This is a genomic window from Streptomyces sp. NPDC000151 (genome assembly GCF_040301705.1).
Classification (GTDB): domain Bacteria; phylum Actinomycetota; class Actinomycetes; order Streptomycetales; family Streptomycetaceae; genus Streptomyces.
Map to the genome: position 1 here is coordinate 15,366 of NZ_JBEPFC010000002.1, position 15,079 is coordinate 30,444.

At 72.4% G+C, this 15,079-nt stretch carries 17 protein-coding genes; 12 read left to right on the forward strand and 5 right to left on the reverse strand.

The window, feature by feature from the left end:
* Positions 1-5: 5 nt before the first annotated feature.
* From ABT381_RS01110 to ABT381_RS01120, 3 genes are all read left to right on the forward strand, one after another.
* Positions 6-989 (forward strand): aminotransferase class IV, encoded by a 984-nt coding sequence (locus tag ABT381_RS01110; RefSeq protein ID WP_351586232.1) that lies wholly within the window; start codon positions 6-8, stop codon positions 987-989.
* 50 nt (positions 990-1,039) lie between these two features.
* Positions 1,040-1,450, forward strand: a complete 411-nt coding sequence (locus ABT381_RS01115) for a RidA family protein (protein WP_351586234.1) — start codon at positions 1,040-1,042, stop codon at positions 1,448-1,450.
* A 121-nt stretch (positions 1,451-1,571) separates the two neighbouring features.
* Positions 1,572-2,177, forward strand: coding sequence for a TetR family transcriptional regulator (locus tag ABT381_RS01120; protein WP_351586236.1), 606 nt, complete (start codon positions 1,572-1,574; stop codon positions 2,175-2,177).
* Here ABT381_RS01120 and ABT381_RS01125 read toward each other — a convergent pair.
* Positions 2,140-2,772 (reverse strand): CGNR zinc finger domain-containing protein, encoded by a 633-nt coding sequence (locus ABT381_RS01125; protein WP_351586238.1) that lies wholly within the window; start codon positions 2,770-2,772, stop codon positions 2,140-2,142. The genes ABT381_RS01120 and ABT381_RS01125 overlap by 38 nt on opposite strands.
* Before the next feature lie 65 nt (positions 2,773-2,837).
* Here ABT381_RS01125 and ABT381_RS01130 point away from each other — a divergent pair, with 65 nt between their 5' ends.
* From ABT381_RS01130 to ABT381_RS01145, 4 genes are all read left to right on the forward strand, one after another.
* Complete coding sequence (locus ABT381_RS01130) at positions 2,838-3,686, forward strand: alpha/beta fold hydrolase (protein WP_351586240.1); 849 nt, start codon at positions 2,838-2,840, stop codon at positions 3,684-3,686.
* A 103-nt stretch (positions 3,687-3,789) separates the two neighbouring features.
* Positions 3,790-5,223, forward strand: coding sequence for an MFS transporter (locus ABT381_RS01135; protein WP_351586242.1), 1,434 nt, complete (start codon positions 3,790-3,792; stop codon positions 5,221-5,223).
* 56 nt (positions 5,224-5,279) lie between these two features.
* Positions 5,280-5,522 (forward strand): hypothetical protein, encoded by a 243-nt coding sequence (locus ABT381_RS01140; RefSeq protein WP_351586244.1) that lies wholly within the window; start codon positions 5,280-5,282, stop codon positions 5,520-5,522.
* A gap of 43 nt (positions 5,523-5,565) precedes the next feature.
* A complete protein-coding gene (locus ABT381_RS01145; RefSeq protein WP_351586246.1) occupies positions 5,566-6,033 on the forward strand; it encodes a TetR family transcriptional regulator in 468 nt (155 codons plus the stop codon).
* Positions 6,034-6,147: 114 nt separating this feature from the next.
* On the opposite strand, the gene ABT381_RS01150 is transcribed toward ABT381_RS01145, so the two are convergent.
* From ABT381_RS01150 to ABT381_RS01160, 3 genes are read right to left on the reverse strand one after another with little or no spacing between them, the layout of a single operon-like run.
* Complete coding sequence (locus ABT381_RS01150; RefSeq protein WP_351586248.1) at positions 6,148-6,687, reverse strand: hypothetical protein; 540 nt, start codon at positions 6,685-6,687, stop codon at positions 6,148-6,150.
* A 33-nt stretch (positions 6,688-6,720) separates the two neighbouring features.
* The gene (locus ABT381_RS01155; protein WP_351586250.1) at positions 6,721-7,515 is read right to left on the reverse strand and encodes a cyclase family protein; all 795 of its coding nucleotides are present in this window, start codon (positions 7,513-7,515) and stop codon (positions 6,721-6,723) included.
* Between the two features lie 56 nt (positions 7,516-7,571).
* Positions 7,572-8,414 (reverse strand): TIGR00282 family metallophosphoesterase, encoded by an 843-nt coding sequence (locus ABT381_RS01160; RefSeq protein WP_351586252.1) that lies wholly within the window; start codon positions 8,412-8,414, stop codon positions 7,572-7,574.
* Between the two features lie 311 nt (positions 8,415-8,725).
* Between ABT381_RS01160 and ABT381_RS01165 the strand changes: the two genes are divergently transcribed.
* The 3 genes from ABT381_RS01165 (at position 8,726) to ABT381_RS01175 (ending at position 11,599) form a co-directional block, all read left to right on the forward strand.
* Positions 8,726-10,120, forward strand: coding sequence for a cation:proton antiporter (locus tag ABT381_RS01165; RefSeq protein ID WP_351586254.1), 1,395 nt, complete (start codon positions 8,726-8,728; stop codon positions 10,118-10,120).
* On the forward strand, positions 10,117-10,896 hold the full coding sequence (locus ABT381_RS01170; RefSeq protein WP_351586256.1) for an SDR family NAD(P)-dependent oxidoreductase: 780 nt from the start codon (positions 10,117-10,119) through the stop codon (positions 10,894-10,896). Before ABT381_RS01165 ends, ABT381_RS01170 begins: the two co-directional genes overlap by 4 nt.
* Before the next feature lie 109 nt (positions 10,897-11,005).
* The gene (locus ABT381_RS01175) at positions 11,006-11,599 is read left to right on the forward strand and encodes an adenine phosphoribosyltransferase (RefSeq protein WP_351586258.1); all 594 of its coding nucleotides are present in this window, start codon (positions 11,006-11,008) and stop codon (positions 11,597-11,599) included.
* A gap of 106 nt (positions 11,600-11,705) precedes the next feature.
* Here ABT381_RS01175 and mtnP read toward each other — a convergent pair whose 3' ends face one another.
* Positions 11,706-12,617: an S-methyl-5'-thioadenosine phosphorylase gene (gene mtnP, locus ABT381_RS01180; protein ID WP_351586260.1), complete on the reverse strand. Its 912-nt coding sequence runs from the start codon at positions 12,615-12,617 to the stop codon at positions 11,706-11,708.
* A 273-nt stretch (positions 12,618-12,890) separates the two neighbouring features.
* On the opposite strand from mtnP, the gene ilvD reads away from it, so the two are divergent.
* On the forward strand, positions 12,891-14,561 hold the full coding sequence (gene ilvD / locus ABT381_RS01185; RefSeq protein WP_351586262.1) for a dihydroxy-acid dehydratase: 1,671 nt from the start codon (positions 12,891-12,893) through the stop codon (positions 14,559-14,561).
* A 105-nt stretch (positions 14,562-14,666) separates the two neighbouring features.
* A complete protein-coding gene (locus ABT381_RS01190; protein ID WP_351586264.1) occupies positions 14,667-15,071 on the forward strand; it encodes a DUF1330 domain-containing protein in 405 nt (134 codons plus the stop codon).
* Positions 15,072-15,079: the final 8 nt, after the last annotated feature.

The following is a 15,079-nucleotide window of genomic DNA, read 5'->3' on the forward strand; positions in this document are numbered from 1 at the left end:
CCACGATGACCCCGCCCACTTCGGCCTACACCTACTGGGACGGCCCCGGCGCCCGGCACACCGCGCCCGGCCGCGGCATCCCCTTCGGCAGCAGCAGCGTCCAGCACGGCACCGCCGTCTTCGAAGGAATCCGCTGCTACGCCACACCGGAAGGGCCCGCGCTCTTCCGCCTCGACGACCATCTGCTCCGGTTGCTCGACTCCGCTCGCCTGCTCGGCATCCACCACGACTACGACCTGGCCCGGCTGCGCGAAGCGGCGCTGCGGGCCGCGGCCGAGTGCGGCTTCGCCGACGCCTACGTACGGCCCGGACTCTTCGCGGCCGACCCCTTCCTGAGCATCGACCTGTCCACCGTGCCCTTCACCCTGGGCATCGAGGTCTGGCCGATGGCCGCGCCGCCCCCCGAGGCGGTCGCCGGGCGGACCCAGGCGCACGTACCGGCGCCGGGCGTGCGGCTGACCGTCTCGCCGTGGCGCCGCCCCTCGCCGGAGACCTTCCCGCCGCGCGCCAAGGCCGTCGGTACATACGTCACCTCGGCCCTGGCCAAGACCGCGGCCCTGGCCGCGGGGTTCGACGACGCGCTGCAGCTCGACTGCGTCACCGGCCGGGTCGCCGAGGCCACCGTCTCCAACGTCTTCCTCGTCACCGACGGGCGGCTGCGTACTCCGTGGCTCACCGACAGCCTGCTCGCCGGCATCACCCGCGACACGGTGCTCACCCTCGCCCGCGACCTGAGCCTGGACGTCGAGGAAGGACCGGTGGAGGTGGCCGACGTCAGCGCGGCGCAGGAGGTCTTTCTCACCGGCACCGCCAGTGAACTCGTCCCGGCGGCAGCGTTCGAAGGCCGCCCGTACGCACAGGAACGCCCGGTGTTCGACGCGATCGCGGCGGCGTTTCGCGCGACGGTGACGGGGCGCGCCGCGCCCGCGGGCCGCGCTGCTCATCCGGAGTGGCGTACGCCGGTATCGGCAGCCGTGCCGATCTCCTGAACCACCACCCGACCGGACACCACCCACACCCTCACTTCTGGAGGACAGGCATGAGCACGACCACCAACGAGCGGCAGCTCTTCAGCTCCGGTTCCCCGTTCGAGTCCCTCGTCGGCTTCTCCCGAGCCGTGCGCGTCGGCCCGTTCGTCTCCGTCTCCGGTACGACGGCCTCGGGCCCCGACGGTCCGGTCGGCGGCGACGACGCGGGCAAGCAGGCCGCCGAGAGCCTCGACCGCATCGCCGCGGCCCTGAAAGAGGCCGGCGGCGACATCGGCGATGTCGTCCGCACCCGCGTCTACCTCACCGACATCGCCGACTTCGACGCCGTGGCCCGCGCCCATGCCGCGGTGTTCGGGGAGGCGCGCCCGGCGGCCACCTTCGTCGGCATCTCGGCGCTGGCCAACCCCGCCCTGCTGGTGGAGATCGAGGCCGACGCGATCCTCCCGGAGGCCGGCCGCTGAGTACGGAGCTGCCGCCGAGCGGCGTACGGAGCGTCAGGGCCGCGTCCCGCGCACTGCTCCGTGCGCCGCTTCCGGCGTCCCGGCGCAGGGCGGGCGGGTGGCCGAGGAGGAAAGGCACTTGGTGATCCAGCAACGAGCCGCACGGACACGCCGGCGTGTCCTGGAAGCGGGCGCCGCGGAGTTCGCCCGGCGGGGCTACGCCGCCACCACCCTCACCCACATCACGCGGACGGCGGGGGTGACGATGGGGGCGATCACCTTTCACTTCGCATCGAAACAGGCGCTGGCCGACGCGGTCTGCGCGCAGGGGCACCGGATCACCCGGGAGGCCGTGGCACGCAGCGCCGAGGACGCGGCCTGCGCGCTGCAGGCGGTGGTCGACATCACCCGGGTACTGGTGGTGCTGCTCGGCGAGGACGACCTCGTGCGTGCGGCGAGCCGGCTGGGCGGCGAGGCGGGGGACCGGGCCGGCTGGTACGGCGTATGGCTGCCGAGCCTGCATGCGGTGAGCGCCCGGGCGGCCCGCGAGGGAGCACTGCGGGCAGGGGTGGATGCGGCCACGGTGACCGTACTGGCGGTCGGCCTCGTGGCGGCGGCGGAGACCGCCGGGCTGCACGCCGCCTGCGCCCACACCGGCACTCCGGCCGCGGCCCAGCTCACCCGGGCCTGGCGGGCCCTCCTGAGCGCCGTCACGCCTCCGGGGAACGCCCCCGACCCGTCCCGCTGACCTCGCCGGAGTCGCCTGCGGCCGCGAGCCGGCGGGCGCGGTGCTTGGCGACGTTGAGGCGATTGCCGCACAGGTCGGGCATGCAGTACCGGCGCCGCCCGGCCTTGCTCGTGTCGACGAACATCCCGTCGCACACGGGCGAGGCGCAGTGGCGGATGCGGTCGTGGTTCAGCGCCCGCAGCACGCCCAGCAGGCCGGTGCCGATCATGGCGGCCAGCTCCTCGGCGAGCGAGGCGTCCGGGCCCGTGGTGAGGTACCACTGCCAGCGCCCGTCCGCGTCCCGCTCCAGGGACGGACCCATGCCTGCCCGCCTGACCAGCGCGTTCGCGCCCTCCGCCACCCGGTCCTCGCTGTCGGACTCCAGCAGCGCACGCAGCTCCTGGCGCAGCGCGAGCACCTGCTCCAGATCCTTTTCGGTCGGCCGGCGGCCGGGCGGCGCGGTGTCCACGGGGACCTCGTACTCGCTGAGGAAGCGGCCGAGCGCGGCCGGGTCCACGAGCATCTCGCCGGTACTTCTGCGGACGAGGGCGGAGGTGTTGACCAGGTCGGTCGCGACGCCCGCACCCAATGCGTAATCGGAAAAAGGAATCTTCAAGCCTTACTCCATGCTACGGTAATCGGAGAACCTCGACTATACCCCTTAGGTCTGGAGGGATCGGCATGAGCACGCATGCCCAACCCGCCCCGTGGCAGCTCTACCAGCGCGTACCGGTCGCCGCCGGCGAGGTCGCCACCGGCGTCTTCGGCGAGGGCCCGCCCGTCGTCCTCGTCCACGGGACCCCCGCCTCGTCCTACCTCTGGCGGAGCGCCGTCCCCGCGCTCGCCCGCCACCACACCGTCTACGTCTGGGACCTCCTCGGCTTCGGCGCCTCTCGTATCGCCCCCGGAGCCACCCCCTCCATCGCCCAGCAGGCCCGTACCCTCGCCGAGCTCGTCGACCACTGGGGGCTCACCGCACCCGCGCTGGTCGGACACGACATCGGCGGCGGCGTCGTCATGCGGGCACACCTCCTCGACGGGGTACCGGCCTCCCACCTCGCCCTCCTCGACGCCGCTGTCCTCGGTCCCTGGAACACCCCCTTCACCGAGCACCAGCAGCGGTACGCCGAGGCGTACCGCACCATGCCGACGCACATCTTCGACGACATCGTCACCGCCCGCCTGCGCACCGCCGTGCACCGGCCGATGTCCGAGGAGGCCGCCGCGGCCTACCGTGCGCCCTGGGCGGGCCCCGAAGGCCAGCGGCGCTGGATCGACCAGGTCTGCGCCGTCAGCTTCGAGGACACCCGCGCGGCCGTGGACCGGCTGGGTGAGGTCGCCGTGCCCACCCTCGTCCTGTGGGGAGCCGAGGACGAGTGGCTGCCGACCGCCACCGGAGACCGGCTCGCCGCCGCCATCCCCGGCGCCGAACGCGCCACCATCCCCGGCGCCGGCCACTTCGTCGCCGAGGACCAGCCCGAGGAGACGGCCAAGACGCTGGTGGAGTTCTTCGGGCGAGAGCGCGGCTGACCGCCTGCCGAAGCGCCCGCCGCCGCTTCCCCGAGGTGCCCGCCGCCTCCTGAAGTGCCCGCCCCCCCCCGCGAAGTGCCCGCCGCTGCCTGGAGGATTCGCCATGCCAGCCCTCACCCCGCCCACCCCCGCGCCGGGTTCCCCGCCCGCCGCCGAGCCAGGGGCCGCGGCGTTATCGACGCCGTGGAAGGCGGCCGGCGCGCCCCCGGCTGTCGCCCTGCTCGCCGCGCTCCTCGGCTTCCTCGTCATCACCGTCGACGTCTCCGGCGTCAACATCGCGCTCCCCGCGATCCGTTCGAGCCTGCACGGCGGCATGGCGGGCCTGCAGTGGGTCGTCGATGCCTACACCCTGATGTTCGCCGCGCTGATGCTCTCCGCCGGCTCCTTCGCCGACCGCTCCGGTGCCCGCCGTGCCTACGCCGTCGGCGTCACCCTCTTCACCGTCGCCTCCCTCGCCTGCGCCCTCGCGCCCGGCATCGGCACCCTGATCGCCGCCCGTGTCGTCCAGGGCAGCGCCGCCGCCGTCGTCATGCCCGCCTCCCTCGCCCTGATCCGGCAGACCTACGACGACCCCGGCCGCCGGGCCCGCGCCATCGCCCTGTGGTCGGTCGGCGGCTCGCTCGCCATGGCCATCGGCCCCGTACTCGGCGGTGTCCTCACCGAAACCGCGGGATGGCGCGCCGTCTTCCTCCTCAACCTCCCCGTCGGCGCGCTCATCCTGGCCCTGCTCACCCGTGTCCCCGCCTCGGCCCGCCGCCATGTCCCCTTCGACCCGGCAGGCCAGGCCTCCGCCGTCCTCGCCCTCGCCGCACTGACCTACGCGGTCATCGAAGGCGGCCACGCGGGCCGCCCGACCTGGCAGTCCGGCCTCGCGCTCGGCGTCGCGGCGGCCGCGGCCCTGGCCTTCCGTACCGCCGAGGCCCGGCATCCCGCGCCGATGGTGCCGCTGGAGCTGCTCCGGCAGCGCGAGGTCGTCGCAACGCTCACCGTCGGCTTCGCCGTCAACGCCGCCTACTACGGCACGATCTTCCTGCTCGGCCTCTACTACCAGCAGCTGCGCGGCATGTCCGGCACCGCCGCCGGGCTGATGTTCGTCCCCACCGCCGCTGTGATCACCGCGGTCAACATCCTCTCGCCGCGCCTCGCCGACCGGTACGGGCGCCGCCCCGTCATCGTCTGGGGCCAAGCCCTGCTCGCCCTGGCGATGGCGGCGCTGCTGGCGCTCGGGCCCAGTACGCCCGCCTGGCTCGTCCTGGTACTGCTGCTGCCCTTCGGCCTCAGCGCGGTGACCGTGCCGGCGCTGACAGCGCTGCTCATGGACAGCGTGCCGGGCCACCGCGCGGGCACCGCCTCCGGGCTGCTCAACGCCATGCGGCAGACCGGCGGCGCCCTCGCCGTCGCCCTCTTCGGCACGCTGCTCGCCGGACCCGCCGACGGCGGCTTCTCCGTCGGCGGCCTCCACCTCAGCCTCGCCCTCGCCGCGGCCCTGCTGTGCGCGACCACCCTGCTGGCACGACTGCTGCTGCCCCGCGACTGACCGGCCGGCCCGCTTCCTGGGACCGCCGGCTCATCACCGGAAAGGACCGGACGCTCATGAAGGCACTCCTCCGCTCCCTGCTACGCCTCGTCCAGGACGTGGCCTACGGGATCAACGCGGGTCACGCCGTCCGCCACGGCGCCCCGCTGCCCGCCCGCCGCTCCGGAGGCCGTACGCCCCAAGGCCCGGCACCCGTACGTACGCCCGTGGAGCCGACGGCACCGGTACGTCCCGCACCCCAGCCCCGCCGCACCGCGCCCCCGCAGCCCGTGCGTGGCCTCTCCCGCCGCGCGATCTGACCCGCCGGCCGGCGCACCGCCGGCCTTCCGAACGGAGAACCCCGTGGACACCATTGCCTTCCTCGCCTATCTCGACGGCCGGCAGACCCGCTGGCAGCTCATCCTCGACGACTGCATCGACGACGCCGGTGCGGACCCGCGCGCCCGGCTCCTCGCCGTCTTCGACGCGCTGAAGGAGTGGGCCGTCTCCCCCTCCGGCTTCCGCAGCTGTGCCTTCGCCCACGCCCAGGTCGAACTCGCCCGCCCCGATCACCCGGCCCGCAGCGTCGTCGCCCGTCACAAGAAGGCCCTGCGCGAGCGCGTACGGGAACTCGCCGAGGCCACCGGGGCGCCCGCCCCCGATCTGCTGGCCGACCAGCTCCTGCTGCTGTACGAAGGCGTCATCGCCCAGTACACCGTCGGCACCGTCGAGAACCCGGCGGACCGGGCCCATGCCACCGCCCGCCAGCTCATCGCCGCCGCGACGCCGTATCCGCTGGACGCCTTCTGGGCCGGCCCGCGGACCGCCTGACCGCGGACCGCCTGACCGCGGACCGGACGTGGACGCACACGGACGCGGCGTGCCGGGGGAGAGAACTCCGAAGAGCCTCCCCGGCACGCCGCGTCCGTTGCCCGGCGGTACGTCCTACGGCTGGGCCACCAGCGTCACATGATCGACGCCCTTGGCCGACGGAATGCCCGTGCCGAGGCACTTGAGCGCATCGGGGGTGGGCGAGGCGAGCACCCGGGTCGCCGCGTACCCCGCGAACCGGCCCTCGGTCACCTGCCCCACACCGGCCGCGACGGTCTGGCCCGCGGGGCGCCCGACGGCGTACGTGAACGTGGCGGTGGACTTTCCGCCGGTGTTCCAGCGGAACTTCGGCGAGCCCACCGTGATCAGCTGATTGGACACACAGCTGGACTCCACGGTGTAACTGGAGGAGAAGGTGACCGAGGTGACGGCGCCGCCCGTGCAGGACAGCTTGCTGTGCGCCACGACCTTGGTGGGCCGCTTCTGCACGGTCAGCCCCGGCGAGAACGTCTCCGCGATGGTGCCCGAGCAGGTGATGACGCGCGGCTCGGCCGCACCGGCGGCCTGCGCAGGCGACGCGGACAGCGTGCTGCCCGCCACCGCGAGCAGCAGCGCACCGGACAGCCGGACAGTACGGCGCATGGTGGAACGCATGGTGACACCCCTTCAGAAATCCCTCAGTGATCTTCAGTCGTCGGTTGCGGGCGGCAGGAACGCCACCGCGCGTCCGGGCGCTCCCGTACCGCCCTCGACCTTCAGCGGCAGAAAGCAGAACCACGCGCCGCGCGCGGGCAGCCGGTCCAGCCCGGTCAGGCACTCGACGTACACCGCACCCGCGCTCAGCCCGCGGACATGGACCGGCACGCCGTCGTGCGCGGCGCCCATCGACGGCGCGTCGATGCCGACACACCGCACGCCGCGGTCCAGCAGCAGCTCCATCGCCGCCACATCGGGCGCCGGCCAACCGGGCGCACGCCCGGTCACGATCACGTCGTACAGATACGCGTCGCCCTCGGGGCCGCGCCGGTACCGCGTGTCCCAGCCGGTCCGCAGCAGTACCACCTCGCCGGGGACCAGCCGTCCGTACCGGCGTTCCCACGCGGTGAGGTGGTCCGCCGTGATGAAGGGACTCACGCCATCGTCGCCGCCGCCGGCCGCGAGGGCCGTGACGTCCACGACGGCCGCAGGCCCCATCAGCTGCGCGACCGGCACCCGTTCGGCGGTGACCTCACCCGCGGGAGCGGCGTTCGGCAGGCCGGAGTCCGGGGGAGGGACGAAGTGGCTGGGGGCGTCGAAGTGCGTCCCCGTGTGCTCGTCGATCGCCATCCAGCGGGTGGAGTAGGGAGCGCCGCTGCGGTTGTACGCCGCCTGGGCCCCGTCCTTCCGCGTGGCGAACCAGCTCCAGACCTTGTGCTGAAAGGGCTGATGGGCGGGCCAATGGCAGGGCAGGTCCTCCGCCAGCGACAGCGAGAGGTCGTGCACTTCGAATCCCTGAAGGGGTGACAAGGCAGCTGCTGTGCCCGGTAGTTGACCAGCCGTCATGCTGCCGCTCCCTTGTCGCCGAGCCTCGTCCGGGGCGCGTGGGCCGCGTCGTCCTCCGGCCAGGACACCCGCTCCAGCCGTACGGCACGCCCGTGACGGATCTCCAGGACCACCGCGCCCAGCACGAGCGGGCCCGGGCTCACCGACGGCATCGCGCCGGAGAACGGATTCCCCGTCTCGCGCAGCCCGGAGACGAGGTTGGCGGGTGCGAAACCCTGCACTCCGTCGCCCGGTCCTGTCATGCCGACCTCGGTGACGAAAGCCGTACCGCCGGGCAGCAGATGCAGCGGCCCGGTCGCCTCATGGGTATGGCTGCCGAGCACGGCAGCGGCCTCGCCGTCCACCGCGTGCGCGAAGATCTGCTTCTCCAGCACGTGGTCGCCGTGGTAGTCGACGATCACGGCACCCCGCTTGTCCGCGGCGCGCCAACCCTCGTACGCGGGAAGGAACTTGCCGGCGGTGGCCTTGACCGACTTCATGGCGCAGTGATCGGCCAGATTGACCACCGTCACCGTTTCACCGGCGGCCGTGACATGCAGGACCCCCCGGCCCGGTACCCCCGGCGCGAGATTGGCCGGGCGGACGACCTGGGGGAGGTCCAGCAGTCCGACGGACTCCTCGCTGTCCCAGGAGTGATTACCGCCGGTGATGACATCGGCGCCGGCCTCCAGCAACCGGTCGACCTGTTTGGCGCCCATGCCGAGACCGTTGGGCGCACTGTTCTCGGCATTCACCACCACCAGGTCGACCCGGTGCCGTTGGCGCAGCTCGGGCAGGCTCTCCGACAGCCGCTCGGTGGCGGGTTCTCCGACGACGTCTCCGCAGAAAAGGACGATCACGGGCGACTCCTTATCAGGTCGAATTCGGGTCGTATGACACAACGCAGTACATGCGCACCGAGTCTTGCCGCCCGCGCGGGAGACCCGCATCGGCCACGGGTCGTACGACTCCTGCCACCTAAGTGCCGCCGGTACGAGCGCATGCGCCCGTCCATCCGGGAATTCCGCGCCACCCGTACGGGAATTTCGCGGTATCCGCGCACCCCCAAAGGCCCTTTTTACTGCGCCCTTTACGCCGATACGGAACTGCGTATCACGTCATTACGCTGCCGGGCAGCCATGTCCACCAGCCAATGAATTCCGGAGGCCAGATGTCGCTGTCAACAGCCGACGTCGCCCATTTGCTGATCGCCCTCCTGGTCCTCGTCGTCACCGCACATGCCGTGGGCCGGTTCTTCGCCCGGCTCCGGCAGCCACCGGTGATCGGCGAGGTCGTGGGCGGCCTGCTGCTCGGGCCGACCGTCCTGGGCGCCCTCGCACCCCACTTCACCGCGCGGCTGTTCCCCACCACGGGAGCGGTCGCCACCGGACTCGATGCCGTCAACCAGATCGGCCTGCTCCTGCTGATGTTCCTGGCCGGTGCCGAGCTGCGCGTCCGCGCGGGCGCGCGGGAGCGCCGCACCGCCGCGATCATCGCCGCCGCGGGACTGGTCCTGCCCTTCGTCGCCGGCGTTCTCGTCGTACGCCTGGTGGGCCACCGCGACTTCGCGGGGCCGAACGGCACCGCACTGTCCCTCGCCCTCGTCTTCGGCATCGCCACCGCGGTCGCCGCGATCCCGGTGATCTCCCGGATCATCATGGACCTCGGCATCCAGGACACCTCATTCGCCCGCATCGTCCTCATGGTCGCAGTCGCCGAGGACGCCGTCCTCTACATCGTCCTCGCCGTCGTGCTCGGCCTCGCCGCGGTCCAGTCCGACGAGGCCGTCGGCCTGTGGGCCGCGGTCGGCACCGACGCGCCGCTGCCGACCATGGCGTACTACGTCGTCGCCACCCTGCTGTTCTTCACCCTCACCATGGTCTGGGGGCCGCGGTTCTTCCGCTGGCTCGCGAGCCGTCGGTGGAATCCGGTGGAGCGCCAGAACCCCACCGCCTTCCGCCTCTCGGCGCTCTTCGCCGGCGTCGCGGTGTGCGCGGCCCTGGGGATCAACACCGTCTTCGGCGCGCTGATGGCCGGGATCTGCGCGGCCCGCAGCGACTCCGGCAGCGGCGATCTGCAGGCGGAGGGCCGGGCCCTGCACGCCTGGGAGGCGATCCGGCACTTCTCCCTGGCCTTCTTCGTCCCGGTGTACTTCGCGCTCGTCGGCCTCCGCCTGGACCTGGCCCGCCAGCTCGACCCGCTGTTCTTCGCGTGGTTCCTCGTTCTGGCGTGCGTCGTGAAGGGCGGCAGCGTCTGGCTGGCCGGGGTGCTGGCGGGGGAGGGGCGCGGCGTATCGACCCGCCTCGCGGTCGCGCTCAACGCCCGCGGCACGCTCGGCGTCCTGCTCGCGAGCGTCACCTACGGCGCGGGCATCATCAACGCCCAGTTCTTCGCCGCACTGATCCTGATGTCCATCGTGACCTGCCAGATCGCCGGCTTCTGGCTGGACCGCGCCTGCCGCCGCGACGCCTTTGCCACCGGGCCGGCAACGAGGTCGCCCGGCCTGCTCACCCCGCCCGCGCCGGACCGTACGGCACCGGCCTCGATCCCCCAGGAGGTCCCATGACAGCGCCACCGCCAGCCCGCAGCCTCAGCGGCAAGTCCTGCCTGATCACCGGCGGTGCCCAGGGCATCGGCCGGGCCACGGCCGAACGCTTCGCCGCGGAAGGCGCCCGCCTCGTCCTCGGCGACGTCGACGGCGAGGCCCTCGCCAAGCTCGCCGCCGAACTGACCGCCGAGGGCACCGAGGTCCACACGGTCACCGGCGATGTCGCGGATCCGGGCGCCGCGTACCGGATGACCGACGCGGCCATGGAAGCCTACGGACGCCTGGACGTGCTGGTCGCCAACGCCGGTGTGCTGCCCCTGCAGCGGATCACCGAGGCCACCGCGCAGGACTGGGACCATGTCATGGCCGTCGACGGCCGTGGCATGTTCCTGTCCTGCAAGTACGCGATCGAGGCGATGCTGCTCAACGGCAGCGGCTCCATCGTCTGCCTGTCCTCCATCTCCGGGCTCGCGGGCCAGGAGTCGCAGAGCACCTACGGCCCGGCCAAGTTCGTCGCCTCCGGGCTCACCCTGCACCTGGCGGTGGAGTGGGCGGCGCACGGCATCCGGGTCAACGCCGTCGCGCCCGGCACCATCAGGACCGACCGCGTACGGCGGCTCCCCGACGAGCCGGGCGGCGCCGAGTACCTCGCCGACATCACCCGGCGGCACCCGCTCGGCCGGATCGGCGAACCCGGCGAGGTCGCCGCCGCGATCGCCTTCCTCGCCTCGGACGAGGCCTCCTTCATCACCGGAGCGATCCTCCCGGTCGACGGCGGCTATCTGGCCCAGTGACCCGACGCCCGCCCGCCCGGCACCCGCACGCCCGACGCCCGCACGCCCGACGCCCGCGCGCCCGGCCCCCCGGCCACCGGCCGGCCCACCCACCACGAGAGCAGGAGAGATGACACCCCAGCCCGCGACGACTCCCGTAGTCCCGCCCGCGCCGACCCCCGCTGCGCCCGGTGCGGCCGCCCTCCGCGCTGCCGTACGGCAGCGGATCCGCGTCTTCCCCGACTTCCCCGAGCCCGGAATCCAGTTCCAGGACCTGACGCCGGTCTTCGGCGACCCGGCACTCGTCAGGCGGCTGGCCGCGGCCTTTGCCGCCGCCTTCGCCGGCGAGTTCGACCGGGTGCTCGCGATCGAGGCCCGCGGCTTCATCCTCGGTACGGCCGTGGCCGCCGCAGCGGACCGCCCGCTCGTCCTCGCCCGTAAGAAGGGCAAGCTGCCGGGGCCCGTACACCGTGCCGAGTACGCGCTGGAGTACGGCACCGCCACGCTGGAGATCCAGCGCGAGGCCCTGGCGCCGGGCGACCGCGTCCTGGTGGTCGACGACGTCCTCGCCACCGGCGGTACGTTCGCGGCGGCCGGCGAGCTGGTCACCGACGGCGGCGGGGAGATCACCGGGTATGCGGTCGCCGCCTCCATCGGCGGCCTCGACGGCGCCGCTCGCCTGGCCCCGGCCCGGGTCTTCTCGCTCCTGACGACGGAGGGCTGATCTGACGACGGAGGGCTGACGGCCCGGTACACCGGCGGTTCCGTATGCCGAGAGCCTGGCCCCCGCACCAGCGGAGGCCAGGCTCTCGGCTCTCACTCGCGTGCGGTCAGGCCGCGGGCCTGTGCGCCTCCGTGGCGAAGTACTTGCCCACCAGCAGCTTGTGACGGTCCCTGGTCACCTCGGAGACGGCGTCCAGCGGAGTGATGATCGATGCCGCCAGCGCGTCCTGGCAGCCGCACTTCGGCTCCGGGTCCAGCGATTCGAGCAGCGCGACCATGCTCGCCTTGGCGGCCGCGCTGTTGCGCCGCATCACCTCCGCCACCCCGCTCGCGCTCACGTCCTCGGTCTCGGCACGCCAGCAGTCGTAGTCCGTGACCAGCGCGAGCCCGGCGTAGCACAGCTCCGCCTCGCGGGCGAGCTTGGCCTCCGGCACGGCCGTCATCCCGATGATGTCCAGCCCCCAGGAGCGGTAGAGCTCGGACTCGGCCCGGGTGGAGAACTGCGGGCCCTCCATGCAGCAGTACGTACCGGAGGCGTGCACGGCCGCATCCGTCGCCCGCCGTGCTGCCGAGCCCAGCAGCCCGCGCAGCCGACCGCAGAACGGCTCCCCGAACGGCACATGCACGACGATGTTCTCGTCGAAGAATGTCGTCTCCTTGCGGCCCCGCGTCCGGTCCACGATCTGATCGGGCGTCACCAGATCGCCGGGCCGGAAGTCCTCGCGCAGACTGCCCACCGCGCTGACGCTGATCAGCTGCCGCACGCCCAGGCTCTTGAGTGCGTAGATGTTGGCGCGCGCCGGCACATGCGTGGGCACGATCTGATGCCGCCGCCCGTGCCGCGGCAGAAAGGCCACCCGGATTCCGCCCAGCGAACCGACGATCAGCGCATCGCTGGGATCGCCGTACGGAGTCGTCACCCGCACTTCCCGCACACCGGTCAGCGCTTCCAGGTCGTACAGCCCGCTCCCGCCGATGATCCCCACCTGAACCGTGTCATCATGCCTTTCGGCTGCCATTCCGCCCACACTCCATTCCGTTTTGCTCCTCGCAGGGAAACATGAATTCTCCGCTCGGACGCTACCGTTCGGCCCGGCGGCGCATAATTCACGGCCGGTGCACTCCGATACATCTCCCTGCGCACCCGGCTCCCACGAAAGTCGTACGCGCCTGTTCCTCATGGCCCGAGATCCGCCGCATCCGCGAATTTCCCTGCTGGGCCCGGGATTCCTCTCGTAAGCTCCGACGCACCGAGACAGCAAGAAAACCCGAAATCGGTTCCCGGAGGGGCGATGCCAGCGAATCCGTTTCTGTGTGGCAGTGACCGTGCTCCGGCGCGTGCGGCGTTACGTGCGACCGGCCTGTCCACCGAGGACCTGTCCCGGCCGATGATCGGCGTGGCCCACAGCTGGATCGGCACCATGCCGTGCAATCTGAACCACCGCCGCCTGGCGGAGTCCGTGATGCAGGGTATCCGCGCGGCGGGCGGCACCCCGATGGAGATCAACACCATCGCGATATCCGATGTGATCACCATGGGCACGGAGGGGATGCGCACGTCCCTGGTGAGCCGCGAGGTCATCGCCGACTCCATCGAACTCGTGGGCCGCGGGCATGCGTTGGACGGCCTGGTCACCATCGCTGGCTGCGACAAGACCCTTCCCGCCGCCGCGCTGGCCCACGTACGCCTCGGCCTGCCGGGCCTGATCCTGTACTCCGGCACGATGCTGCCGGGCAGCTTCCGCGGCTCCGAGGTCACCCTCCAGGACGTGTTCGAGGCCGTTGGCCGCAATGCCGCAGGCGAACTGGACGACGCGAGCCTCGGGGAACTGGAGCGCGCCGCCTGCCCCGGCGCGGGCGCCTGCGCGGGCCACTACACGGCCAACACGATGGCCATGGCCCTGGAATTCCTCGGCCTCAGCCCCTTCGGTTCGATGGATCCGCCCGCCACCGACCCGCGGCGGACGGAGGTCTGCGAGTCGGCGGGCGCACTGGCCATGCGACTGGTCGAGCAGGGCCTGACCCCGGAGAAGATCCTTTCCCCCGACGCGTTCCACAACGCGATCACCGCGGGGACCGCAACGGGCGGCTCCACCAACCTCGTACTCCACCTCCTCGCGATCGCCCACGAGGCAGGCATCCCGCTCGACCTGACGGACTTCGACGCGATCAGCTCACGTACCCCGGTCATCGCCGACCTGCGCCCCAGCGGGCGTTTCACGGCGGTCGACCTCGACCGCGCCGGCGGCACCCGTCTGGTGGGCCGGGCCCTGGACGGGGCGGGACTGCTGAACGGCGGCGCGCCGACGGTCACGGGACGGACCGTGGCAGAGGAGGTGGGCGAGGCCCGCGAGACCCCGGGCCAGGAGGTCGTCGTGCCGGCCGGGCGCGCGCTGAGCCGGACCGGCGGACTGCTGATCCTGAAGGGCAATCTCGCGCCTGCGGGCTCGGTGGTGAAGGCGTCCGCGTCGGCCACGCCGCGGATGACGGGACCGGCGGTGGTCTTCGACCGCGAAGAGGACGCGATGGCGGCGGTACAGGCCGGTCGCATCCGCCGGGGCGATGTCGTCGTCATCCGGTACGAGGGCCCGCGCGGCGGTCCGGGCATGCGCGAGATGCTGGGCGTGACGGCCGCGCTGGTGGGCCGTGGCCTGGGCCCGCACGTGGGACTCGTCACGGACGGCCGCTTCTCGGGCGCGTCACGGGGCCTGATGGCCGGTCATGTGGCCCCGGAGGCGGCGGTCGGCGGACCGCTGGCCGCGCTGCGCGACGGCGACCGCGTGACGATCGACCTGGAGCGGCGTGAACTCTCGGTGGCTCTGTCACCGTCCGAATTGGCGGACCGCCTGTCGAACTGGACCGCACCACACTCGCGTTACGACTCGGGCGTGTTGGGGAAGTACAGGTCCTTGGTGTCCTGCGCATCGGTAGGGGCGGTGACATCACCGATACACACGACGTGAGGCCGACGAGCCCTCGAAGCCCTCGAAGCCCTCGAAGCTCTCCAGGCTTTCGAAGCCCTCTACGAGACCGATGATGGACAGACCACAGACGGGAGAATGCGCGCCATGGCGGTGGACCCCACGGGAAAGAGCCTGAAGCAATTCCTTCTGGAGGACCCCGATGCTCCGGTAGTGATGCTGAACCTGCTGCGTTTCGCGCCCGGGGGAGGGGGCGAGGGCTATGCGGACTACCTCCGGCACTTCCGCCCGCACGCCGAGCGCGTGGGCGCCACGATCCTGTACTACGGCCTGGGCGCCGCCCCCGTCGTCGCCGAGCCGGGGCAGGACTGGGACGCCGTGCTGCTGGTGTCCTATCCGTCCCGTCACGCCTTCTCCGAGATGGTCCGCGACGAGGACTACCAACGCGGTACGCACCTGCGCACGTCGGCGGTGACGGAGGCGGTACTGCAACCGACGACGGACGCCGCAGCACGGGTGTGGGGCGCGGGCCCGGCAGAGGCGGGCCACTGACCGGCACA